Genomic DNA, 22,536 nt, shown 5'->3' with positions numbered 1-22,536 from the left:
CCGAGGGACCCGCGTCATCGTTGCAGTCTGGCACAGGAAGGGGAAGTCTGAAATGACAGACTTCCCTCAATTTCGGACACCCGCGCTCAGCGTGCCAGCCGCTCCACCGCGATCGCCGTGGCTTCGCCGCCGCCGATGCAGAGGGCCGCGATACCGCGTTTGAGATTCTGGGCCTCGAGCGCATGCAGCAGCGTCACGATCAGTCGGGCCCCGGTGGCCCCGATGGGATGGCCGAGCGCGCAGGCGCCGCCATTGACGTTCAGCTTGTCGCGGGGAATGCCGAGGTCACGCTGCGCCGCCATCGCCACCACGGCGAAGGCCTCGTTGATCTCGAACAGGTCGACGTCGCCTGCGCTCCAGCCGACCTTGTCGAGCAGCTTGCGGATCGCCGGGATCGGCGCCGTGGTGAACCATTGCGGCTCCTGGCTGTGGGTGGCGTGGCCCTTGATCTCGGCGAGCACGGGCAGGCCGCCCCGATCGGCGAGCGACCGCTTCGTCAGCACCAGCGCGGCGGCGCCGTCGGCATTGGCGGAGGAGGCGGCCGGCGTGATGGTGCCGTTGGCGCGGAATGCCGGCTTCAGGCCCGGGATCTTCGCCGGATCGACCTTCAATGGATGCTCATCATTGGCGATGATGCGGGGACCGGCCTTTTCCGTGAGCGTGATCGGCGCAATCTCGGCCTTGAACGCGCCGCCCTCGACAGCCTTGCGGGCGCGGCTGAGCGTCTCCATCGCATAGGCGTCCTGGTCCTTGCGGGTGAACTGGTACGTCTCCGCGGTGGCCTCGCCGAAATCGCCCATCGAGCGACCGGTCTCGTAGGCATCCTCGAGGCCATCCATCATCATGTGGTCGATGATGCGGTCATGGCCAACGCGATAGCCGCCGCGTGCCTTGGCGAGGAGATACGGCGCGTTGCTCATGCTTTCCATGCCGCCGGAGACGACGATCTCGGCCGAGCCGGCGCGGATGATGTCGTGCGCGAGCATGGTCGCCTTCATGCCGGAGCCGCAGACCTTGTTGACCGTGGTCGCGCCGGTGGCATCGGGCAGCCCGGCCGCGCGCGCCGCCTGGCGGGCGGGTGCCTGGCCCTGTCCGGCCGGCAGCACACAGCCCATGAAGACCTCGTCGACTTTCTCGGGTTCAAGTTTTGCGCGCTCCAGCGCCGCGCCGATCACATGCGATCCGAGCTTGTGGGCGGGGAGCGGCGAGAGCTCGCCCATGAAGCGGCCGAGCGGGGTGCGGGCGGCGGAGAGGATGACGACGGGATCGGCGGCTTCGGCCATGATGGGGCTCCCTGTGAGGTGATGTGTAGGATTATGATCATCATATGATGCGGCGCAAAAAATGCAACCGTGGCAGGGATGAGAAAATGTCGTGGGTCGGATGAGATTTGTTGCGGCGCTGTTCCTCATCCGTGTCCCGGACGCGGCGCGGCGAGCAACGTCGCGTCGCAGAGCCGGGACCCAGAGTCGCGCCGGCCTCGTTGGTGCGTGGGCCCCGGCTCAGCAGCGCACCGCCAAAGCGGCGCTGCGCTGCGTCCGGGGCACCGGAGCCTGTATCCTACCGTTTCCTGTTCACAAACGCCTGCATCAGCCGCGTCGGCTCGTCCGTCAGGAACGACTCGCCGAACACCTTGACGCTGAGGTTCACCGACTCCGTCAGCGGCAGTTCCTCCCACTGCCGCAGCAGGGCCTTCTGCGAGCGCAGCGCTTCGGGGCCGCATTCGAGCAATGCTTTCACCAAGTGCTCGATCTCCGCATCCAGGCCGTCTTGGGGCGCCACCTTGTCGACCAGGCCCCAGGCGAACGCCGTCGGCGCGTCGATATTCTCCGCCGTCATCACCAGCCAGCGCGCGCGGGCCCAGCCGATCAGACGGGGCAACAGCGCTGCGTGGATCACCGAGGGGATGCCGACGCGAACCTCCGGCATGCCGAAATGCGCATCATGCGCGGCAATCCGGAAATCGCAGGCGGCGGCGACTTCGAGGCCGCCGCCGAGGCACCAGCCGGGCATGCGCGCGATCACCGGGGCGGGGAAGGCGCGCACGGCCTCGCAGAGGTCGCGCAGGCGGCTGATGAAGGCTTCGGCCGATCGTTGGTCGAGCTTGGCCATCTCCTTGATGTCGGCGCCCCCGATCATGCTCCTCTCGCTATGGCCGCGCAGCACCACGACGCGGATGCTGCGGTCCGAGCTGAGCTGCTGCAGGCCTTCGCGCACGTCGTCGATCACCGGCGAGCCGAGAATATTGAGCGGGCCGGCGTTGCAGATCGCGACATGAACGACGCCGCGCGTATCGCGCGTCACGCCGCAGTGGGGGGTGAGCATTTCCATCGTGGCATCTCGAAGGTTTCGTGGACAGGCGCGAGGCGCGCGGGTCGGTGCCACTTCCGGGCCGAAACGTCCTTGTTGTCAAGCGGGGTGGGGCGAGTTGCAAGGGCGAAGTCCGTGGCATAGTATGACGAGTAACATACAAAAGGGATCCCATGACTGAACCCGACCAACTCGATCTGTTTTCGCCCGCACAGCGTCGCGAGCGCGTGGTGGACTGGCAGGTGCCGGCGCCGGTCGCGAAAGTAGCAATGAGCCTGTCGGGCATGGACGCCATGCTGGGCATTCGCGATGGCCGGCTGCCGCCGCCGCCTTTTGCAAAACTGATCGGCTTCACGGTGGGGGTGGTCGAGCCGGGCCGGATCGTCATGGAACTGGAGCCGCGCGAGGATCTCGAAAATACCATTGGCCTCATCCACGGCGCGACAGCAGCTGCGCTGCTCGATACCGCGATGGGATGCGCGATCTCGACCCGGTTGGAAGCCGGGCAGAGCTCCGTGACGCTCGACCTGAAAATGACCTTCCTGCGTCCGCTCTCGGTTCGCTCAGGCCTGATCTCGGCCGAAGGCAAGGTGATCAAGCTGGGGCGGCAGACCAGCTACGCCGAAGGCTTCGTCCGGGACGGCAAGGGCGCCCTTGCGGTGCACGCAACCGCGACGTTTTCCATGATCGGAAGCAACTTAACATGAATTAATGCACCCTTTTCGTCATTTGCGTGTTATGAGATGACCATCGACATTCAATGAGAACCGCATGCGCTACTCCCGGGAACACAAGCAGGAAACCCACGACCGTATCGTGAAGAGGGCCTCTGTGCGGCTGCGCGAAAAGGGCGCCCATGGCATCGGCGTGGCCGACCTCATGAAGGAGGCGGGCCTGACCCATGGCGGCTTCTACGCGCATTTCGATTCCCGCGAGGCGCTGGTGATCGAGGCGTTCGGTTACGCGATGGACCGCTCGATGGAACACTGGCGCAAGATCACCGACGAGGTTTCGCCGGACAAGCGGCTGGCGATGATCGCGGAGGCCTACCTGTCGGCGTTGCATCGCGACAATCCCGGCCATGGCTGCTCGATCCCGGCGCTCGGTGCCGAGATTGCCCGCGAGAGCCCGAAGGCGCGAAAGGCCTTTGCCGGCAAGCTCGACGAGATGATCGAGGTGCTAGCGGACAACATTCCGAACATGCCGCGCAAGGCCGCACGCAAGCAGGCGGTTGCGACGCTGGCGACGATGGCCGGCACCATGCTGCTGGCGCGCATTGCAGGGTCGAGCGAGCTCTCCGACGAGGTGTTGAAGGTGGGCAGGGACAGTGCGCTGGAGGGCGCGAAGCGCGAACCGAAGGCTGCTGCGCCAAAGAAGGCGAAGAGCTAGCCGAGGTGCCATTGAATGCGTAGGGTGGATTAGCGAAGCGTAATCCACCTCTTCGATTTCCGCGGAGGCAGGCGTGGTGGGTTACGCCTTCGGCTAACCCACCCTACGAAGTGCGTCCCGCAAACAGCGCCCGCTCGCGCTCCACGATCTCCCCGATGTAATCGGCCACCGCCCTGATCCGCGCCAGATCCTTGCTGTCGGCGTGCATCAGCATCCAGAATGTCCGCGTGATCGAGATCTCCTCGGGCAACACCGGAACGAGTTGCGGATAATCGCTCGCCATGAAGTGCGGCAGCACCGCGATGCCGAAGCCCGACAGCGTGGCATTGAGCTGTGCGATCAGATTGGCGCTGCGGAAGCGCGCCGAAATCCGCGGCGACACCTGCGGCAGATAATCGAGTTCCGGCGTGAACAAGAGCTCTTCGATGTAGCCGACGAAGCGGTGTTGCGGCAGATCCTGCCGCGAGGTGATCGCAGGGAAGCGATCGAGATAGCCAGGTGCGGCATAGAGGCCGAGGCGGTAGTCGAGCAGCTTGCGGCCGACAATGCGACCTTCCTTCGGCATGGTCAGGCTGATGGCGATATCGGCCTCGCGTTTGGAGAGACTGAACAGCCGCGCGGTGGCCACAAGTTGCAGATCGAGATCGGGATACCGGTCGGCAAAGGGGGCCAGCCGCGGCGCCAGGAAAGCCGTGCCGAACCCGTCGGGCGCCCCGATCCGCACCGTCCCCGTCAGCCGCGCCACGGAACCGCCGACCTGCTCCTGGTTGGCAACGATGGTCGATTCCATCGCTTCCGCGCTATCGGCGACGCGCTGGCCGGCCTCGGTGAGGAGGTAGCCGGTCTTGCGCCGGTCGAACAGCTTGGCCGAGAGGTGCTTCTCCAGCCGGTCGACGCGGCGGATCACTGTGGCATGGTCGACCCCGAGCTGTTTTGCCGCAGCCGAGACCGAGCCGCCCCGCACTATGGCCAGCACGAAGCGAAAGTCGTCCCAATCGATAGCGCCTTGATCCAGCATTTTCGCACATCTATGGTGCATTATCTCAGACTTGAATCCTATAAAATGCAGGTCGATAGGATTTGTCAAAGCGTTCAAGCTCGGCCTCAAGGAGATCATTCCATGCGTTCAGTCGGACATTTCATCGGTGGTAAGGAAGTAAAGGGCACCTCTGGCCGCACCGCCGACGTTTTCGAGCCGATGACCGGTGACGTCCAGGCCAAGGTGGCGCTGGCGTCCAAGGCCGAGGTCCGGGCCGCGGTCGAGAACGCCCGCGCAGCACAGCCCGAATGGGCCGCGACCAACCCGCAGCGCCGCGCCCGCGTCATGATGAAATTCGTCGAGCTGGTTCAGCGCGACTACGACAAGCTGGCCGAGCTGCTCGCCCGCGAGCACGGCAAGACCGTGCCGGACGCCAAGGGCGACATCCAGCGCGGCCTCGAGGTCGCCGAGTTCGCCTGCGGCATCCCGCATCTGATGAAGGGCGAATACACCGAAGGCGCCGGCCCCGGCATCGACATCTATTCCATGCGTCAGGCGCTCGGTGTCGTCGCCGGCATCACGCCGTTCAACTTCCCGGCGATGATCCCGATGTGGAAGTTCGCGCCCGCGATCGCCTGCGGCAACGCCTTCATCCTCAAGCCCTCCGAGCGCGATCCCGGCGTGCCGATGCTGCTCGCCGAACTCATGATCGAGGCCGGCCTGCCGGCCGGTATCCTCAACGTCGTCAACGGCGACAAGGAGGCGGTAGACGCCATCCTCGACGACCCCGATATCAAGGCCGTCGGCTTCGTCGGCTCCACTCCGATCGCGCAGTACATCTATGAGCGCGCAGCTCAAACGGGCAAGCGCTGCCAGTGTTTCGGCGGCGCCAAGAACCACGCCATCATCATGCCGGATGCCGACATGGACCAGGCGGTCGATGCGCTGATCGGCGCGGGCTACGGCTCGGCCGGCGAGCGCTGCATGGCTGTCTCCGTCGCGGTCCCCGTCGGCAAGTCCACTGCCGACCGTCTCATGGAAAAGCTGATCCCGCGCGTCGAGTCGCTCAAGATCGGCACCTCGATCGATCCGTCCGCCGATTACGGCCCGCTGGTGACGCGCGAGGCGGTCGAGAAGGTCAAGGGCTACATCGACATCGGCATCAAGGAAGGCGCGACGCTCGCCGTCGATGGCCGCGGCTTCAAGATGCAGGGCTACGAGAACGGCTTCTATCTCGGCGGCTCGCTGTTCGACAACGTCACCAAGGATATGCGGATCTACAAGGAAGAGATCTTCGGCCCGGTGCTCTCGGTCGTGCGCGCGCACGATTACAAGGAAGCGCTGGCGCTGCCGTCCGAGCATGACTACGGCAACGGCGTTGCCATCTTCACCCGCGACGGCGACGCCGCCCGCGACTTCGCAGCCAAGGTCAATGTCGGCATGGTCGGCATCAACGTGCCGATCCCGGTGCCGATTGCCTACTACACCTTCGGCGGCTGGAAGAAGTCGGGTTTTGGCGATCTCAACCAGCACGGTCCGGATTCGGTCCGCTTCTACACCAAGACCAAGACGGTGACCTCGCGCTGGCCGTCCGGCGTCAAGGAAGGTGCGGAGTTCTCGATCCCGCTGATGAAGTAGGGCTGTTGCCCAGCCCGTCATTGCGAGGAGCGTAGCGACGAAGCAATCCAGAGACTTTCCGCGGAGGCAGCCTGGATTGCTTCCGCCTTCGCCAAAGGCTTCGGCGGACACGTCGCTGCGCTCACAATGACGATGGGGCAAGAGGGTAACGGCAGCATGCAGTTCGCTCTGAACGAGGATCAGATCGCGGTTCGCGACATGGCGTTGGCGTTTGCGGCGGAGAAGATCGCGCCGCACGCGCTGCGCTGGGACGAGGAGAAGCACTTCCCCGTCGACGTGATGCGCGAGGCCGCCACGCTCGGCATGGGCGGCATCTACATCCGTGAGGATGTCGGGGGATCCGCGATGACGCGGTTCGACGCGGCGCTGATCTTCGAGGCGTTGGCGACGGGCTGCCCGACCACTTCCGCCTTCATCTCGATCCACAACATGGCGAGCTGGATGATCGATGCCTTCGGCAGCGACACCCAGCGTCATACATGGCTGCCAAAGCTCTGCTCGATGGAGCTGATCGCCAGCTACTGCCTGACCGAGCCGGGCGCGGGCTCGGATGCCGCGGCGCTCCGCACCCGCGCGGTGCGCGATGGCGATCACTACGTTCTCAACGGCCAGAAGCAGTTCATCTCCGGTGCCGGCGGTACTGATCTGCTGGTCGCGATGGTGCGCACCGGCGGCGATGGCCCGGGCGGCATCTCGACCCTCGTCATCGACGGCAAGACGCCGGGCGTCTCCTTCGGCGCCAATGAGCGCAAGATGGGCTGGAACGCGCAGCCGACCCGCGCCGTGATGTTCGAGAACGCCCGCGTGCCTGTTACCAACCGCCTCGGCGAGGAGGGCATCGGCTTCAAGATCGCGATGGCCGGTCTCGATGGGGGCCGCCTCAACATCACCGCGTGCTCGCTGGGCGGCGCGCAAACCGCGCTCGACAAGGCGCGCGCCTACATGAAGGAGCGCAAGGCCTTCGGAAAGCGTCTCGACGAATTCCAGGCGCTGCAATTCCGTCTCGCCGACATGGCGATCGAGCTCGAGGCCGCGCGCACCTTCCTGTGGCGCGCCGCCGCGGCGTTGGACCGGAAGGACCCCGATGCCACCATGCTATGCGCGATGGCAAAACGCTTCGGCACCGATGTCGGCTTCGAGGTCGCCAACCATGCGCTGCAGCTTCACGGCGGCTACGGGTACTTGAGCGAATATGGGATCGAGAAGATCGTGCGCGATCTGCGCGTGCACCAGATCCTCGAAGGCACCAATGAAATCATGCGGCTCATCGTGGCGCGCAAACTGATCGAGGGCGCGCGATGAGTTCGGTGGAAGAGGGCGATCTGGTCGCGCGCGTCGAGGGCACGGCCGGGGTGATCAGGCTCAATCGTCCCAAGGCCATCAACGCCGTCACGCTGGAAATGTTTCGCGACATCGACAAGGCGCTCGATCGCTTCGAGGCCGATTCCGCCGTCGCCGTGATCGTGCTGGAAGGTGCCGGGGAGCGCGGCCTCTGTGCGGGCGGCGACATCCGCACGCTCTGGGAGAGCTCGAAGGTCAACGGCGACCTCGGCAAGATCCTCTGGCGCGAGGAATACATCCTCAACGCCCGGATCAAAAGATTCCCAAAGCCGTATATCGCCTTCATGGACGGCATCGTGATGGGCGGCGGCGTCGGGCTCTCCGCCCATGCCAGCCATCGCATCGTCACCGATCGCACCAAGCTCGCGATGCCCGAAGTCGGGCTCGGCTTCTTTCCTGACGTCGGCGGCACCTTTCTGTTGTCGCGCTCGCCGGGCGAGATCGGCACTTACTTCGGCCTGACCGGCCAGACCATGAACGGGCCCGACGCGATCCACGCCAAATTCGCCGACGCCGTGGTGCCGACGGCCAAATGGCCGGAGCTGCGCGAGGCGCTGACCAAGGTTCGTCCAGGCGTAACTGCGGCCGATATTGGCAAGCTCATCAACGGCTTTGCGACGGCCGAGACCGCGGGACCGGTCGCGGCAAAAGAGCCTGCTATCGACGCATTGTTCGGCTTCGACCGGATGGAAGATATCTTTGCCGCTCTGAAACGTGACGGCTCGGAGTTCGCGCTGGCGACGCTGAAGACGCTCAACGAAAAATCGCCGCGCGGCATGGTGGTGACGCTGAAATTGTTGCGACTGGCGCGCACCGCGTCGAGCCTGGAGGAATGCCTGGTGCGCGAATACCGTGCCGCGCTCGAGGTGTTCCGCAGCGATGATTTTCGCGAGGGCGTGCGCGCGGCCGTGATCGACAAGGACCGCAATCCGATCTGGTCGCCGCCGCGGATCGAGGATGTGACGCCAGAGATGCTTGCGCCGTATCTCGCCGAGATCGGCGCCGACGAGCTGAAGTTCAACTAATCAACGATTGAAGCGGAGGAGACGACAATGGCCACGATCGCATTCATTGGTCTGGGCAACATGGGCGGCCCGATGGCCGCCAACCTCGTGAAGGCCGGCCACAAGGTGGTGGCGTTCGATCTCGTCGAAGCCTCGCGCAATCAGGCCAAGGCCGATGGCGCCGGCATCGCCGACAGCGCCGCGGGCGCGGTAAAGGGCGCCGATGTCGTCGTCACCATGCTGCCGGCCGGCAAGCATGTGCTCGGCGTCTGGAACGAAATCCTTCCCGCGATGACCAAGGGTGCGCTGGTCATCGATAGCTCCACCATCGACGTCGAGAGTGCGAGGCAGGCGCATGCGCTCGCCGGCAAGCACGGCGTGCTCTCGGTGGATGCGCCGGTCTCCGGCGGCACCGGCGGCGCCAAGGGCGCGACGCTCACCTTCATGTGCGGCGGCGAGGAGAATGCATTCGCGGCGGCAAAGCCCGTGCTGGAGAACATGGGCAAGAAGATCGTGCATTGCGGCGGCGCCGGCGCAGGGCAGGCGGCCAAGATCTGCAACAACATGATCCTCGGCATTTCCATGATCGCGGTGAGCGAAGCTTTCGCACTCGGCGAGAAGCTCGGGCTCTCGCATCAGGCGCTGTTCGACGTTGCCTCGACCTCGTCGGGCCAGTGCTGGTCGCTGACGACCTATTGCCCGGTGCCGGGTCCGGTGCCGACTTCGCCCGCGAACAACGACTACAAGCCGGGCTTTGCCTCGGCGCTGATGGCGAAGGATCTGACGCTGGCGCAGGACGCCGCGAAGGCTGCGGGCGCTGCCACCCCGCTCGGCAAGCATGCGCAGGAGATCTATCAGTCTTTCGACGCAGCCGGGCAAGGTGGGGTGGATTTTTCCGGAATTATCAAGCACGTTCGCAGCCTCGCTGGAAAATAGCGAGGCTTCGTTGCCCGGATGGAGCGAAGCGAAATCCGGGTCAGCTGCTTCCAATGGCGTAGCCGGCCCCGGATTGCGCTTCGCTCCATCCGGGTTACGTTCGAAGATCATTTCGACGGGCCCGGAACATGACGACATTTCAGGACGCGCGCGCGTTTCTGCTCAAGCACCGCACGGATTACGAGACAGCGGTCAAAGGCTTCCGCTGGCCGGATCCGGCTCCCTTCAACTGGGCGCTCGACTGGTTCGACGAGCTGGCGAAGGACGCCGAAGCCAAGGACCGGCCCGCGCTCTGGATCGTCGACGCCGCGCAGGACCGGCAGACAAAACTGTCCTTCGCGGCGCTGTCGAAGCGCTCGAACCAGGTGGCGAATTTCCTCCGCGCGCAGGGCCTGAACCGCGGCGATCATCTTCTGCTGCTGCTCGGCAATGTGGTTCCGCTGTGGGAGACGATGCTGGCGGCGATGAAGCTTGGCGTCGTCGTGATCCCCGCGACCACGCTGCTCACCGCGGACGAGCTGCGCGATCGCCTCGATCGCGGCAAGGCCAAGGCGGTGATCGCCACCGAGGATCAGGTCGCGAAGTTCGCAAACCTTGGTGCCGAGAACATCGTTCGCATCGTGGTCGGCACGGCTCACGACGGATGGCTCTCCTATGATGAGGCCGCAAAGGCCCCGGAGAGTTTTAGCGCCGACGGCCCGACTAATGCCGACGATCCGATGCTGCTCTATTTCACATCGGGCACGACGGCGAAGCCGAAACTCGTGCTGCACAGCCAGCGCAGCTATCCGGTCGGCCATCTGTCGACCATGTACTGGATCGGGCTGAAGCCGGGTGACGTCCATCTCAACATTTCCTCGCCCGGCTGGGCCAAGCATGCCTGGAGCTGCTTCTTCGCGCCGTGGAATGCGGGCGCCACCGTGTTCGTGGTCAACCAGCCGCGCTTCGATGCTAAGGGCCTGCTCGCCACCATCGGCCGCTGCGGCGTCACCACGCTGTGCGCGCCGCCGACGGTGTGGAGGCTGTTCATCCAGGAGAACCTTGCCTCCTTCAAGGTGAGCTTGCGCGAGGTCTGCGGCGCCGGCGAGCCGCTCAACCCGGAAGTGATCGACCAGGTGCAGGCCGCCTGGGGGCTCACCATCCGCGACGGCTACGGCCAGACCGAAACCACCGCGCTCGCCGGCAACTCGCCGGGCCAGAAGATCAAGATCGGCTCGATGGGCCGGCCGCTGCCGGGCTATCGCGTGCAGATCAGCGATGCTGACGGCCATCCCGCCAGGGAAGGCGAAGTTACACTGGTGCTCGGCGCCGAGCGCCCCGCCGGGCTGATGCAGGGCTATCAGAGCGACGACGGCAAGCTCTCCGGCGCCGAGGGCGAGCTCTATCGCAGCGGCGATGTCGTGTTCGAAGACGACGAGGGCTATCTTACTTTTGTCGGCCGCTCCGACGACGTGTTCAAGTCGTCGGATTACCGGATCAGTCCGTTCGAGTTGGAGAGCGTGTTGCTCGAGCATGAGCTGGTCGCAGAAGCCGCGGTGGTGCCGAGCCCGGATCCGATCCGGCTCGCGATCCCCAAGGCGTTCGTGCTGCTGACCTCGGGCGCGGAGCGGACGCCTGAGACCGCGCTGTCGATCTTCCAGCACCTGCACACGCGGCTCGCCCCGTTCAAGCGCATCCGTCGCCTCGAAATGGTCACCGAGCTGCCGAAGACGATCTCTGGAAAAATCCGCCGGGTGCAGCTACGCAGGCTGGAGCGCGACGATGATCGCAACGATCCGCTGCGCGGCCGGGAATTCCGTGAGGAGGATTTTCCGGAACTGCCGAAAACACGGAGTGAGACCTAAGTAGGCTTGTCATTCCGAGGCGATGCGTAGCATCGAACCCGGAATCCATCTTGCAACAGACGCCGTGGCGCGATGGATTCCGGGCTCGCGCTTCGCGCGCCCCGGAATGACGGCATTTGGAGTTGCTAAATGAACGAAGTCTGGAAGAAGCCGCCGATTTCCTTGGAAGCCTATCAGGCCATGGTCGGCAAGGAGATCGGCGTGTCCTCATGGCACCTGATCGATCAGCCGCGCATCGACACCTATGCCGATGTGATCGAAGATCATCAGTTCATCCATGTCGACCCTGAACGGGCCAAGAAGGAGACCGCCTTCGGCACCACCATCGCGCACGGCTTCCTGACGATGTCGCTGCTGTCGATCATGTCCTATGAGGTGATGCCCGTGATCGCGGGCACCACGATGGGCGTCAATTACGGTTTCGACAAGCTGCGCTTCATCTCGCCGGTGCGTTCCGGCAAGCGCGTCCGCGGCCGTTTCGTGCTGGCCGAAGCCAAGCTCCGCAAGCCCAACGAGCTGCAGTCCCGCACCAACGTCACCGTGGAGATCGAAGGCGAGGACAAGCCGGCGCTGGTCGCGGAGTGGCTGGGTCTGATCTATTTCGCGTAGGGCGGCCGGGCTTGACCCGGCCAGCCATCGCTGCTCAAAAGCCTGTCAATTTGATGGATGGCCGGGTCGAGCCCGCCCATGACGACTAGCATGTAGGAAAGCACTCATGGCAATCAGGTTCGACGGACGCGTCGCCATCGTCACCGGCGCGGGCAATGGTCTGGGGCGTGCGCATGCGCTGGGACTGGCCAGCCGCGGCGCCAAGGTCGTCGTCAACGATTTCGGCGGCGCGCGTGACGGCACCGGTGGCTCGCTGTCGCCGGCCGAGACCGTGGTCGAGGAAATCCGCAAAGCCGGTGGCACCGCGATGGCGGATGGCGCCGACGTCTCGAATTTCGAACAGGTCACCGCCATGGTCGAGCGCGCCACCAAGGAATGGGGCAGCGTCGATCTCTTGTGCGCCAATGCCGGCATTTTGCGCGACAAGTCGTTCGGCAAGATGGAAGCGGCCGACTTCCAGAAAGTGCTCGACGTGCATCTGGTCGGCACCTTCTATTGCTGCAAGGCGGCCTGGGCCGGCATGCGCGACCGCAATTACGGCCGCATCGTGCTGACGACGTCGTCCTCCGGCCTCTACGGCAATTTCGGCCAGGCCAATTACGGCGCGGCCAAGTCCGGCATGGTCGGCCTGATGAACGTGCTCGCCGAGGAAGGCCGCAAGTCCGACATCCGCGTCAACATCATCTCGCCGACGGCGGCGACGCGCATGACGGAAGAGCTGCTGCCGCCGCAGGCGCTGCAATTGATGAAGCCGAACGCGATCACGCCCGCGGTCGAGTACATGCTCAGCGAAGACGCTCCGACCCGTACCATCATGGGCGCCGGTGCTGGCTCCTTCGCGGTGATCAAGATCGTGGAGAGCGAGGGCATCAACCTGCCGGAGACGGAATGGACGCCGGACGCGGTGGCGGCGCATTTCGCGGAGATCAGCGACATGTCGAAAGCCAAGGCGCTGACCGGGGCGTTCGAGCAGACGCAGAAATACGTGACGCAGGCCGCGGCGCGGGCGGGGATCAAGCTCTGACCGACGTCGCCGTCATCGGGGCCGGTCCCGCCGGGCTGATGGCGGCGGAGGTGCAGGCGCAGGGCGGCGCGCGCGTTACCGTGTACGACGCGATGCCGTCCGCGGGCCGAAAATTCCTGATGGCCGGTCGCGGCGGGCTCAATCTCACCCACAGCGAACCGCTGTCGGAATTCATGGCGCGCTATCGCGAGGCGGCCCCGAAGCTGCAGGCGGCGATCGAGGCGTTTTCGCCTGAGGCGTTGCGCGCGTGGAGCGAAGCCCTGGGTGAGCCGACCTTCGTCGGCACCAGCGGGCGGGTGTTTCCAAAAGCGTTCAAGGCCTCGCCCTTGCTGCGCGCGTGGCTCCGGCGGCTCGATGCGAGCGGCGTGCGGTTTGCCTTTCGTCATCGCTGGACCGGCTGGGATGACGAGGGGCGGCTGGTGTTTCGAGCGCCCGATGGCGTGGCGGTCGTCACTGCCAACGCCACCGTGCTCGCGCTCGGCGGCGCGAGCTGGCCGCGGCTGGGGTCGGATGGCAGCTGGGCCGACATCCTCGCCGCGAAGGGCGTTGCCATCTCAAAGCTCCGGCCAGCCAATTCCGGCTTCACGGTCGCCTGGTCCGATGTGTTCCGCGATCGTTTCGAGGGCCAGCCGCTCAAGGGCGTGGCGCTGACGATCGGCGCGCATACGGTGCGGGGCGAAGCCATGATCACGCGTAGCGGCATCGAAGGCGGCGCGATCTACGCGCTGTCGGCGGAGTTGCGGGAGGCGGTGCTCAGTCTCGGGCAGGCGACGCTTTCGATCGCATTGCGGCCGGACCTCGACGCCGCCGCCCTGACCACGCGGCTATCAGGCACGCGCGGCAAGCAATCGCTCGGGAACTTCCTGCGCAAGGCGGCGCAATTGTCGCCGGTCGGAATCGGTCTGATGCAGGAGGCCGCCATCGTGTCCGGCCGGCCACTGGCCGCGTTCTCGCCCGCCGAGCTTGCGCATCTGATCAACGCCATTCCGGTTCAGCTCACCGGCGTTGCCCCGATCGATCGCGCGATCTCGACTGCGGGCGGGATCACCTTCGATGAGCTCGACGGCAGCTTCATGCTGCGAAAATTGCCCGGCGTGTTCGCCGCCGGCGAGATGCTGGACTGGGAGGCGCCGACCGGCGGCTATCTGCTGCAGGCCTCGTTCGCGACGGGAGCCGCCGCGGGCAGGGGCGTGCTGGCGTGGCTCGCCAGGTCGTAGGGTGGGTTAGCGAAGCGTAACCCACCACGTCTGTATCTGCATCGAGAGGAGTGGTGGGTTACGCCTTCGGCTAACCCACCCTACCAGAGCAATGCCTACCGCAACTTCCCGCGTGCCGCCACCGGCAGCGTGCCGATGATCTCCTCGCCGCGGACCATCACCACCTCGTCCATCATGTTGACGACGACACAGACGTGGTTGGGCACGATGCGGACGACGTCGCCGACATTGGGCCGAGTGTTGCTGCGGGAGAGATCGAGGAAGCCGTGCTCCTCGGCGAAGCGCGCGATCTTGGCTTCGGGGTGCTCCAGGATCAGGCCGTGGCCGTCGAGACCGCCGGTATCCGTGGTCAGCGTCTTCGAGCCGGCATCGAGAATGCCGCGCTCGGGTGCGGCGCGGCTGACCACGGTCGAGTAAATATGCAGCGCGCAATCGTCCCAGGTCGCCGAGCCCGCAGTGACCTGCATGCGGTCGTTGTAGATGTAGGTGCCGAAGCGATGCTCGGTGCCGCCCTTGAGCTTGCCGATGTTCTTCAGGTTCGGCGTACCGCCGGTCGAGACGATTTTTGCGTCCAGCCCGTGCGCGCGCACGCCGGCCAGCGCTTCGTCGTAGAATTTTTGCGCGTCCGCCCAGCCGGTCTCGGTTGGATACAGCATGAAGCCGGCGAATTCGAGCCCCTTCGAGCTCGCGATCTCGCGTGCTAGCGCGATCGCCTCCGCCGGCGTCTCGACGCCGGCGCGCTTGCGCCCGGTGTCGCATTCGACCACGACCGAGAGCGGACGGCCCGACGCCGCCGCGGCCTTGGGCAGGCCGGCAACGACGGTCGAATTGTCGGCGGCCACCGTCATGTTGGCCTTGGCCTGCAGCGCACCGAGCCGCGCCATCTTCTCTTCGCCGAGGAGATTGTAGCTGATCAGGATGTCGTCGATGCCGGCATTGGCCATGATCTCGGCTTCGCCCAGCTTCTGGCAGGTGATGCCCTTCGCGCCGGCCGCGACCTGCATCTTGGCGATGGTCGGGTTCTTGTGGGTCTTGATGTGGGGACGGTTGGCGATTCCGGCCTCGTCGCAGGCCTTCTGGATCCGCGCGATGTTGCGCTCGACCCTGTCCATGTCGATGACGGCGCAGGGCGTGCCGTATTCGCGGGCGATTTTTGCGGCGAGGGGAGTTGTCATGGGAGTCTCTTAGTTGGCGCGCATTCTGATCGCAAAACCGGTGCCCACTTTTGCGGAATGCGCGCTAGGCCTGCTCTATTTCTTCACGAAGCATTTCAAGTTCGAGCCAGCGCTCTTCAGCGGCAGACAGTTCATCATGCGCCTTAGCGATAGCGGCGGAGGTGTCGTCGAATGTCTTGCGATCCTTGGCGTAGAGGTTGGGATCGTCGAGTACGCGTTGCAGCCTGGCGATATCTGCCTGCAATTTTTCCATCGTCTTCGGCAGCGTGTCCAGCGCGTGCTTTTCGTTGAAGCTCAGCTTGCGTTTCGGTGTGGAGGCGGGAGCAGCGGCGCGCTCCTCTCTCTTCTCCGCAACCGGCTGGGCCTTCGCCGTTTCGCGCTTCAAATCCGCGCCGCGCTGGGTCAGCATGTCGCTGTAGCCGCCGGCATATTCGGTCCACTTGCCGTTGCCCTCGGGCGCGATCACGGAGGTGACGACGCGGTCGAGGAAGTCGCGGTCATGGCTGATCAGGATGACGGTGCCCTCGTAGTCGCCGAGCATGTCTTCGAGGACGTCGAGCGTTTCGAGATCGAGGTCGTTGGTCGGCTCGTCCAGCACCAGCAGGTTCGAGGGTTTTGCCAGTGCGCGCGCCAGCATCAGCCGGCCGCGCTCACCGCCCGAGAGGACTTCCACCGGCGTGCCGCGCTGCTCCTGCGCGAACAAAAAGTCCTTCATGTAGCCGACGACGTGCTTCGGCTTGCCGCCGACCATGATCTGGTCGCCGCGCCCGCCGGTCAAGGCTTCAGCCAGCGTCGATTTCGGATCGAGGCTTTCGCGGTGCTGATCCAGCGTCGCTACCTCTAGATTGGCGCCGAGACGTAGGGTGCCGGAGTCCGGTTCCCCGCCGCCGGTGAGCAGATTGACCAGCGTGGTCTTGCCGGCGCCGTTCGGTCCGATGATGCCGAGCCGGTCGCCGCGCTGGATGCGGGTCGAGAAATTGTCGACGATCTTGCGCTCGCCATAGGCCTTGGAGACGCCCTTGGCCTCGATCACCAGCTTGCCGGATTGCTCCGCTTCGCTAGCTGCGAGACTGGCGGTGCCGGCCGTGCCGCGATAGTTGCGGCGCTGGTCGCGCAGCGTGTGCAGATTGGCGAGGCGCTTGACGTTGCGCTTGCGCCGGCCGGAGACGCCGTGGCGTAGCCAGTGCTCTTCGTCGACGATCTTGCGGTCGAGCTTGTGCTGGTCGCGCTCCTCTTCCGCCAGCACCTCGTCGCGCCAGCTCTCGAACGAGGCAAAGCCGCGGTCGATCTGCTTGATCTTGCCGCGGTCGAGCCACGCGGTGGAGCGCGACAGATTGGTGAGGAAGCGGCGGTCGTGGCTGATGATCACCAGCGCGCTGCGGCGGCTGTCGAGCTCCTGCTCCAGCCACTCGATGGTGGAGAGATCGAGATGGTTGGTCGGCTCGTCCAGCAGCAGAATGTCGGGCGAGGGCGCGAGCACATAGGCCAGCGCCGCGCGACGGGCCTCGCCGCCGGAGAGATTGTGCGGGTTCTCGTCGCCGGTGAGCCCGAGCTGCTCGAGCAGATAGCGCGCCTGATGCTGGTCGTCGCCGGGGGCGAGCCCGGACTCGACATAAGAGAGCGTGGTCTTGTGCTCGCCGAAATCCGGCTCCTGCGGCAAATAGCGAACGGTCGCGCCCGGCTGCACGAAGCGCGTGCCGCCGTCGGGCTCGACCAGGCCGGCCGCGATCTTCAGCAGCGTCGACTTGCCGGAGCCGTTGCGGCCGATCAGGCAGACGCGTTCGGATGGCGCGACATTGAGCTCGACACCGCTCAAGAGCGGCGTTCCGCCAAAGGTCAGCCTGATGTCTTTCAGTTGGATCAGCGGCGGCGCCATCGTCAGCCTTGACTCAAATTCTGGCTCGTCGCGGCCTGATCGGCGCGGCGGCGCTGGATCCGGCGCAGCGTCTGGTCGAGCGCCGAGAGGAAGGCGGAGCGGTCGCGCGGTGCGAACGAGCGCGGGCCGCCGGTGACTTCGCCGGCCGAGCGCAGATCGGTCATCAGATTGCGCACCGCCAGCGTCATCCCGATCGATTCTTCCGTGAACGGCTTGCCGTTCGGGGCGATCACGTCGGCGCCGGCCTTGACGCAGCGGCTCGCCAGCGGAATGTCCGAGGTGACGACGACGTCGCCGGGCTTGACGCGTTCGACGATCCAGTCGTCGGCAGCGTCCATCCCGGCGCCTGCGGCGATACGCTCGATCAGCGGATCGTGCGGCACGCGGATGAAATTGCCGGCGACCACGCTCACGGGCACGCCGTGCCGGAGCGCGACGCGATAAATCTCGTCCTTCACCGGGCAGGCGTCGGCGTCGACATAGATGCGGGTGGGGGTGTCAGTCATTCGCCGCGTGGTACCCCATTCGGGCCGCAAAGGCGAGGGGATTGACCAGTGTTCCCTGGGGCCTACGATCAGCCCGAAACAACAAGAACAGGGAAGATGACCCCATGCCGGACCGGCTCGAAACCTGGCGCGTCGAGGCCTACAACACCGCCAAGCAATCCGAAAACAAGATGCATGACGACACCGTGGCGCGCCGCTTCGGCTTTTCCGGCGGGCTTGTCCCCGGCGTCGATGTCTTCGCCTACATGATGCATGTGCCGGTGGCGCGGTGGGGCCGTGATTTTCTGGCACGTGGGCTCATCGAGGCCCGCTTCATCAAGCCGGTCTATGATGGCGAGCCTGCCGATGTCGATGCGACCGAGCACAACGGCTTGCTGACGATCGAGGTGTTCAGCCGCACCGAGCTCTGCGCGACAGGCACGGCCTCGCTGCCGGCGGCAGCGCCGGCGGTGTCGCTGAGCGACTATGTCACGGTCCCCGTGGTCGCCGAGCGCAAGCCGGTCAGTCCGGCGACCTTCGAGACGGGCAAATGGCTGGGCACCGAGCCGCGCCGGTGGGCCGGGCAGGCCGCCGCAGACTATCTCACGGATGTCAGGGAGACCGATCCGATCTTCGCGCGCGAAGGGCTCGGTCATCCCGGCCTGATCCAGCGCGTGATGAACCGCGTGCTGGTCGACAACACCATTTTGGGCCCGTGGATCCATGTCGGCAGCCGCATGCAGCTGCTGTCGGCGCTGCGCGCCGGCGACGAGATCACTGCGCGGGCGAAAGTCACCGCGAACTACGAGAAGAAGGGCCACCGCTTCGTCGAGCTCGACGCGCTCGTCGTCGCCAACGGCACGACGCCGATCGCGCACTGCCAGCACATTGCGATCACCCAGCCGCGCGAACAGGCGGTGTAGGCGGAAATAAGCACATCGTCACCACGTCGTCATGCCCGGGCTTGTCCCGGGCATCCACGTTCTCCGTGCCTCGTGGCAAGCCGTGGATGGCCGGGACAAGCCCGGCCATGACGACTGAGAAAGGGCAGCCCTACGCCGCCTTGCCCTTCGCGTCCTGAATGGCCCGCCACACGCGCTCCGGGGTCAGCGGCATGTCGATGTGCTTGATGCCGTGGTCTGAGAGCGCATCGAGCACCGCGTTCACCACCGTCGACAGGCTGCCGGCGCAGCCGGCTTCGCCGCAGCCCTTGCTGCCGAGCGGATTGGTCGTGGCCGGCACCGGATGATCGCCCACCGTCATGTTGGGAACGTCCTCGGCGCGCGGCAGGGCGTAGTCCATCAGCGAGCCCGTGATCGGCTGGCCGCTCTCGTCGTAGCGGATGTGCTCCATCAGCGCCTGCCCGATGCCCTGGACCACGCCGCCATGGAGCTGGCCTGCGACCAGCAGCGGGTTGATCACCGTGCCGAAATCGTTGACGGCGCTGTAGCGCACGATCTGCACCACGCCGGTTTCCGGATCGATCTCGACCTCGGCGACATGACAGCCGTTCGGGAACGCCGAGGCGATCGGTTCGCTGGTATGATCGACGTCGAGGCTGTCGGGCACGCCCTCCGGCGTCTTGCCGTCATGCAGCTTCCTGGCGAGCTCCATGATGTCGATGCTGCGATCGGTGCCGGCGATGGTGAAGCTGCCGCCTTCGAATTCGATGTCGGCTTCGGACGCTTCGAGCATATGCGCCGCTGCGCGCTTGCCTTTCTCGATGACGAGCTTTGCTGCTCCCACGATGGCCTGGCCGGTTGCCGTGATCGAGCGCGAGCCGCCGGTGCCGTTGCCGGTATGGACGATGTCGCTGTCGCCCTGCACCAGCTTGACGCTCTCGAAGGGAACACCGAGCTGCTCGCTCAGCACCTGCGCGAATGGCGTGGCATGGCCCTGGCCGTAATCGAGCGTGCCGGTGATGAGCTGCACGGTGCCGTCAGCGTCGAACACGATCTTTCCCAGCTCGGGGCTCGGCGGCGCCGTGACCTCGAGATAGGATCCGACGGCGATGCCGCGCAGCTTGCCGGCCTTCCTGCTCTCCTTCTTGCGCTTGGCGAAATTCTCGTGGTCGGAGATTTCGAGCGCCTTGTTGAACACGGCCTGGAAGTCGCCGCTGTCATAGGTGACGCCGGAGGACGCCGCGAACGGCATCTGGTTCTGCTTGATGAAATTGCGCTTGCGCAAGGTCAGCCGGTTGATGCCCATCTCGTCGGCAGCGCGATCGATCAGCCGCTCCATGTAGTAGTTCGCCTCGGGCCGGCCGGCGCCGCGATAGGCGCCCATCAGCGTGGTGTTGGTCAGCACCACCTTGATGTCGACTGCCATCAACGGCGTGCGGTAGACGCTGGAAAAATTCTTGCCGGTATTGAGCGAGAGCGGCCCCGGCGCGACGCCGGTGATGTAGGCGCCGAGATTGCCGTAGCCGGACAGCTTGGCCGCGAGGAAATGCCCTTCGGCGTCGAGCGCCAGCTCGGCATGGATCTTCTGGGCGCGGCCGTGGCTGTCGGAGAGGAAGGCGGTCGAGCGCTCGTCGAGCCACTTCACCGGCTTTCCCAATTCCTTCGCCGCATACAGGATGCACATGTACTCGGGATAGTTGATGTTCTTCATGCCGAAGGAGCCGCCGACATTGGCGGTGAGGATGCGCACTTTCTCGTTCGGCACCTTCAGGTTCTTGGCGAGGTTGGCGCGGTTGCCGGCGACGCCCTGCGTCGGCACCTGAAGCGTGTAGCGCTCGGTCTTTTTGTCGTAGGAGGCAAGGCCGACGCGCGGCTCCATCGAGACCACGGCGACACGGGTGTTTTCGATGTCCATCCTGGTGACATGGGCGGCGTTGGCGAAGGCCGCGTTGACCTTCTCCATGTCGCCATAGTGGTAGTCGAGCGCCACGTTACCAGGAATGTGCTCATAGAGCTGCGGCGCGCCGGGCTTGGCCGCGTCCTCGGGATCCGTCACGGCTGGCAGCGGCTCGATATCGAGCTCGACCGCCTCAGCCGCATCGCGCGCCTGCGCCAGTGTCTCGGCAACCACGAAGGCGACGGGATCGCCGACGAAGCGGACCTTGTCGGTCGCCAGCGGCTGGCGGTTGGTCTGGAGCAAAGGCGAGCCGTCGCGGCTCTTCAGCGGCAGGCCGCAGGTGAAGGGGCCATAGCCGGCGGCATCGAGATCCCTGCCTGTCCACACGCCGAGCACGCCCGGCATCGCCTTGGCGGCGTCGATGCCGATGCCGCGGATGATTCCATGGGCGCGGGTGGAACGGACGACCACGGCATAGGCCTGGCCGGGCAGGTTGAAATCGTCGGTATAGCGGCCCTTGCCGCGCACCAGCGTGTCGTCCTCCTTGCGGCGGACCGGTTGCCCGACGCCATATTTTTGCAGTGCAATAGCGTTTTCGAGCGTGGACGATTTGGTGTGTTCTTGCATGGAATTGACCTGAAAAGCCGGCATTTGCGCATTTTCGCGGCAGCGGGGCACCGGACTCCATTGAGATAACCCACCACCCCGTTCACGACAACGCACGAATGGGCATGGTCCCATGTGATGCGTTGTTGCGCAGGCCGGCTGCGCTGCTAATGTTTCAGGCGAAAAATCAATTCCAGACCGGCCCGACCGGCCGCGGAAAGACAGTTTGTATGAATGACCACACGCGGCTCCGCGACGGCCATGCGCCGCACGGTGAGCTGGAGGGGTCGATGGCGGCGGTGGCGTTGGCCACCGAACCGGCTGTCGGCGCGCAGGCGTCGGGAACCGGCGTCTATGCGGCGCTGGACCTCGGCACCAACAATTGCAGGCTGCTGATCGCCTGTCCGACCCAGGACGGCTTTCGCGTCGTCGATTCCTTCTCGCGCATTATCCGGCTCGGGGAGGGGGTCTCGTCGACGGGGTGCATCAGCGACGCCGCGATCGAGCGTGCCATTGCCGCGCTCAGCATCTGCCGCGACAAGATCAATTTGCGCAAAGCGCGCCGGTTGCGGCTGATCGCGACCGAAGCCTGCCGCGCCGCCTCGAATGCGGAGGGGTTCCGCAGCCGCGTCGCGGCCGAGACCGGCATCGAGCTCGAAGTGATCGACCGCGAGACCGAGGCCGCGCTCGCCGTGCTCGGCTGCTCGCCGCTGGTCGACCCCAGGGGCCGCGGCGCGATCCTGTTCGACATCGGCGGCGGCTCGACCGAGCTGGTGCGGATCGAGCGCGATCCGCAAAATCCGGAGCCGCGGATCAAGGCCTGGATGTCGATCCCCTACGGTGTGGTCACGCTCGCCGAGCAATTCGGCGGCCGCGACGTGACGCCGGAGATCTACGCCGCGATGGAGCAGGAGGTGGCGAACCACGTCGCGCCGTTCGCCGAAGTCCACGGCGGCGATCTCGCCGACATGCACCTGCTCGGCACCTCGGGCACGGTGACGACGCTCGCCGGCATCCATCTCAACCTCGCGCGCTATGACCGCCGCCGCATCGACAGCATCTGGATGAACGATTCCGACATCACCGCGACCATCAACAAGCTGCTCGGCATGAGCTACGAGGAGCGCGCCGGCAACAGTTGCATCAGCGTCGAGCGCGCCGATCTCGTGCTCGCCGGCTGCGCCATCCTCGATGCGATCCGCCGCGCCTTTCCGCTGCCGCGCCTGCGCGTCGCCGACCGTGGCCTGCGCGAGGGCATGCTGGTCGAGATGATGCGCGAGGACGGCGCGCTCAGGAGCTGGTGA

19 protein-coding genes are annotated in these 22,536 nt (G+C 65.5%); 12 read left to right on the top strand and 7 right to left on the bottom strand.

Features of this window, described 5'->3' with window-relative positions:
• Positions 1–86: 86 nt before the first annotated feature.
• Both GDN70_RS23415 and GDN70_RS23410 read right to left on the bottom strand, forming a co-directional pair.
• Complete coding sequence (locus GDN70_RS23415) at positions 87–1,283, bottom strand: acetyl-CoA C-acyltransferase (protein ID WP_038972546.1); 1,197 nt, start codon at positions 1,281–1,283, stop codon at positions 87–89.
• Between the two features lie 277 nt (positions 1,284–1,560).
• Positions 1,561–2,331 (bottom strand): enoyl-CoA hydratase, encoded by a 771-nt coding sequence (locus GDN70_RS23410; RefSeq protein ID WP_038972545.1) that lies wholly within the window; start codon positions 2,329–2,331, stop codon positions 1,561–1,563.
• 152 nt (positions 2,332–2,483) lie between these two features.
• Between GDN70_RS23410 and GDN70_RS23405 the strand changes: the two genes are divergently transcribed.
• Both GDN70_RS23405 and GDN70_RS23400 read left to right on the top strand, forming a co-directional pair.
• Positions 2,484–3,017: a PaaI family thioesterase gene (locus GDN70_RS23405; protein WP_028145126.1), complete on the top strand. Its 534-nt coding sequence runs from the start codon at positions 2,484–2,486 to the stop codon at positions 3,015–3,017.
• 64 nt (positions 3,018–3,081) lie between these two features.
• A complete protein-coding gene (locus GDN70_RS23400; protein ID WP_028145125.1) occupies positions 3,082–3,699 on the top strand; it encodes a TetR/AcrR family transcriptional regulator in 618 nt (205 codons plus the stop codon).
• A 103-nt stretch (positions 3,700–3,802) separates the two neighbouring features.
• Here GDN70_RS23400 and GDN70_RS23395 read toward each other — a convergent pair whose 3' ends face one another.
• A complete protein-coding gene (locus GDN70_RS23395; RefSeq protein WP_028145124.1) occupies positions 3,803–4,717 on the bottom strand; it encodes a LysR family transcriptional regulator in 915 nt (304 codons plus the stop codon).
• Between the two features lie 102 nt (positions 4,718–4,819).
• On the opposite strand from GDN70_RS23395, the gene GDN70_RS23390 reads away from it, so the two are divergent.
• The 8 genes from GDN70_RS23390 (at position 4,820) to GDN70_RS23355 (ending at position 14,291) form a co-directional block, all read left to right on the top strand.
• Positions 4,820–6,316 carry a CoA-acylating methylmalonate-semialdehyde dehydrogenase gene (locus tag GDN70_RS23390; protein ID WP_038946438.1) on the top strand — a complete coding sequence of 499 codons (1,497 nt, stop codon included), beginning with the start codon at positions 4,820–4,822 and terminating at the stop codon, positions 6,314–6,316.
• A gap of 156 nt (positions 6,317–6,472) precedes the next feature.
• Complete coding sequence (locus GDN70_RS23385; protein ID WP_038946439.1) at positions 6,473–7,618, top strand: isobutyryl-CoA dehydrogenase; 1,146 nt, start codon at positions 6,473–6,475, stop codon at positions 7,616–7,618.
• Entirely contained in the window at positions 7,615–8,682 is a 1,068-nt protein-coding gene (locus tag GDN70_RS23380; protein WP_038972544.1) for an enoyl-CoA hydratase/isomerase family protein, read from the top strand. Before GDN70_RS23385 ends, GDN70_RS23380 begins: the two co-directional genes overlap by 4 nt.
• 27 nt (positions 8,683–8,709) lie before the next feature.
• Positions 8,710–9,597 (top strand): 3-hydroxyisobutyrate dehydrogenase, encoded by an 888-nt coding sequence (gene mmsB, locus GDN70_RS23375; protein ID WP_152103090.1) that lies wholly within the window; start codon positions 8,710–8,712, stop codon positions 9,595–9,597.
• A 128-nt stretch (positions 9,598–9,725) separates the two neighbouring features.
• Entirely contained in the window at positions 9,726–11,441 is a 1,716-nt protein-coding gene (locus GDN70_RS23370) for an AMP-binding protein (protein ID WP_152103089.1), read from the top strand.
• Positions 11,442–11,570: 129 nt separating this feature from the next.
• Complete coding sequence (locus tag GDN70_RS23365; protein ID WP_028145119.1) at positions 11,571–12,050, top strand: MaoC family dehydratase; 480 nt, start codon at positions 11,571–11,573, stop codon at positions 12,048–12,050.
• Between the two features lie 106 nt (positions 12,051–12,156).
• The gene (locus tag GDN70_RS23360; protein ID WP_038972541.1) at positions 12,157–13,074 is read left to right on the top strand and encodes an SDR family NAD(P)-dependent oxidoreductase; all 918 of its coding nucleotides are present in this window, start codon (positions 12,157–12,159) and stop codon (positions 13,072–13,074) included.
• Between the two features lie 38 nt (positions 13,075–13,112).
• Positions 13,113–14,291: a TIGR03862 family flavoprotein gene (locus GDN70_RS23355; RefSeq protein WP_038972540.1), complete on the top strand. Its 1,179-nt coding sequence runs from the start codon at positions 13,113–13,115 to the stop codon at positions 14,289–14,291.
• Between the two features lie 95 nt (positions 14,292–14,386).
• On the opposite strand, the gene GDN70_RS23350 is transcribed toward GDN70_RS23355, so the two are convergent.
• From GDN70_RS23350 to GDN70_RS23340, 3 genes are all read right to left on the bottom strand, one after another.
• Entirely contained in the window at positions 14,387–15,466 is a 1,080-nt protein-coding gene (locus GDN70_RS23350) for a D-TA family PLP-dependent enzyme (RefSeq protein WP_038946442.1), read from the bottom strand.
• Positions 15,467–15,530: 64 nt separating this feature from the next.
• Positions 15,531–17,342 carry an ABC-F family ATP-binding cassette domain-containing protein gene (locus GDN70_RS23345; protein WP_038946443.1) on the bottom strand — a complete coding sequence of 604 codons (1,812 nt, stop codon included), beginning with the start codon at positions 17,340–17,342 and terminating at the stop codon, positions 15,531–15,533.
• A 2-nt stretch (positions 17,343–17,344) separates the two neighbouring features.
• Positions 17,345–17,848 carry a YaiI/YqxD family protein gene (locus tag GDN70_RS23340; RefSeq protein ID WP_018319890.1) on the bottom strand — a complete coding sequence of 168 codons (504 nt, stop codon included), beginning with the start codon at positions 17,846–17,848 and terminating at the stop codon, positions 17,345–17,347.
• 104 nt (positions 17,849–17,952) lie between these two features.
• Here GDN70_RS23340 and GDN70_RS35125 point away from each other — a divergent pair, with 104 nt between their 5' ends.
• A complete protein-coding gene (locus GDN70_RS35125; RefSeq protein WP_038946444.1) occupies positions 17,953–18,750 on the top strand; it encodes a hypothetical protein in 798 nt (265 codons plus the stop codon).
• A gap of 130 nt (positions 18,751–18,880) precedes the next feature.
• Here the strand turns inward: GDN70_RS35125 and GDN70_RS23330 are convergent, their stop codons facing one another.
• Positions 18,881–21,253: a xanthine dehydrogenase family protein molybdopterin-binding subunit gene (locus tag GDN70_RS23330; RefSeq protein WP_038946446.1), complete on the bottom strand. Its 2,373-nt coding sequence runs from the start codon at positions 21,251–21,253 to the stop codon at positions 18,881–18,883.
• A 209-nt stretch (positions 21,254–21,462) separates the two neighbouring features.
• On the opposite strand from GDN70_RS23330, the gene GDN70_RS23325 reads away from it, so the two are divergent.
• A complete protein-coding gene (locus tag GDN70_RS23325; protein ID WP_028145111.1) occupies positions 21,463–22,536 on the top strand; it encodes a Ppx/GppA phosphatase family protein in 1,074 nt (357 codons plus the stop codon).

This window comes from Bradyrhizobium sp. TM102 (genome assembly GCF_009176685.1).
GTDB lineage: Bacteria > Pseudomonadota > Alphaproteobacteria > Rhizobiales > Xanthobacteraceae > Bradyrhizobium > Bradyrhizobium ottawaense.
The sequence above is the reverse complement of the archived record's forward strand: the minus strand, read 5'-3'. Positions and strand labels throughout refer to the sequence as shown.

Excerpts from the sequence above, each read along its gene's own strand:
- GDN70_RS23345 (WP_038946443.1), bottom strand. The coding sequence starts at position 17,342 with ATGGCGCCGCCGCTGATCCAACTGAAAGACATCAGGCTGACCTTTGGC.
- mmsB (WP_152103090.1), top strand. The coding sequence starts at position 8,710 with ATGGCCACGATCGCATTCATTGGTCTGGGCAACATGGGCGGCCCGATG.
- GDN70_RS23385 (WP_038946439.1), top strand. The coding sequence starts at position 6,473 with ATGCAGTTCGCTCTGAACGAGGATCAGATCGCGGTTCGCGACATGGCG.
- GDN70_RS23355 (WP_038972540.1), top strand. The coding sequence starts at position 13,113 with ATGGCGGCGGAGGTGCAGGCGCAGGGCGGCGCGCGCGTTACCGTGTAC.
- GDN70_RS23330 (WP_038946446.1), bottom strand. The coding sequence starts at position 21,253 with ATGCAAGAACACACCAAATCGTCCACGCTCGAAAACGCTATTGCACTG.
- GDN70_RS23380 (WP_038972544.1), top strand. The coding sequence starts at position 7,615 with ATGAGTTCGGTGGAAGAGGGCGATCTGGTCGCGCGCGTCGAGGGCACG.
- GDN70_RS23340 (WP_018319890.1), bottom strand. The coding sequence starts at position 17,848 with ATGACTGACACCCCCACCCGCATCTATGTCGACGCCGACGCCTGCCCG.
- GDN70_RS23325 (WP_028145111.1), top strand. The coding sequence starts at position 21,463 with ATGAATGACCACACGCGGCTCCGCGACGGCCATGCGCCGCACGGTGAG.
- GDN70_RS35125 (WP_038946444.1), top strand. The coding sequence starts at position 17,953 with ATGCCGGACCGGCTCGAAACCTGGCGCGTCGAGGCCTACAACACCGCC.
- GDN70_RS23405 (WP_028145126.1), top strand. The coding sequence starts at position 2,484 with ATGACTGAACCCGACCAACTCGATCTGTTTTCGCCCGCACAGCGTCGC.
- GDN70_RS23400 (WP_028145125.1), top strand. The coding sequence starts at position 3,082 with ATGCGCTACTCCCGGGAACACAAGCAGGAAACCCACGACCGTATCGTG.
- GDN70_RS23370 (WP_152103089.1), top strand. The coding sequence starts at position 9,726 with ATGACGACATTTCAGGACGCGCGCGCGTTTCTGCTCAAGCACCGCACG.
- GDN70_RS23395 (WP_028145124.1), bottom strand. The coding sequence starts at position 4,717 with ATGCTGGATCAAGGCGCTATCGATTGGGACGACTTTCGCTTCGTGCTG.
- GDN70_RS23410 (WP_038972545.1), bottom strand. The coding sequence starts at position 2,331 with ATGGAAATGCTCACCCCCCACTGCGGCGTGACGCGCGATACGCGCGGC.
- GDN70_RS23365 (WP_028145119.1), top strand. The coding sequence starts at position 11,571 with ATGAACGAAGTCTGGAAGAAGCCGCCGATTTCCTTGGAAGCCTATCAG.
- GDN70_RS23350 (WP_038946442.1), bottom strand. The coding sequence starts at position 15,466 with ATGACAACTCCCCTCGCCGCAAAAATCGCCCGCGAATACGGCACGCCC.
- GDN70_RS23390 (WP_038946438.1), top strand. The coding sequence starts at position 4,820 with ATGCGTTCAGTCGGACATTTCATCGGTGGTAAGGAAGTAAAGGGCACC.
- GDN70_RS23415 (WP_038972546.1), bottom strand. The coding sequence starts at position 1,283 with ATGGCCGAAGCCGCCGATCCCGTCGTCATCCTCTCCGCCGCCCGCACC.
- GDN70_RS23360 (WP_038972541.1), top strand. The coding sequence starts at position 12,157 with ATGGCAATCAGGTTCGACGGACGCGTCGCCATCGTCACCGGCGCGGGC.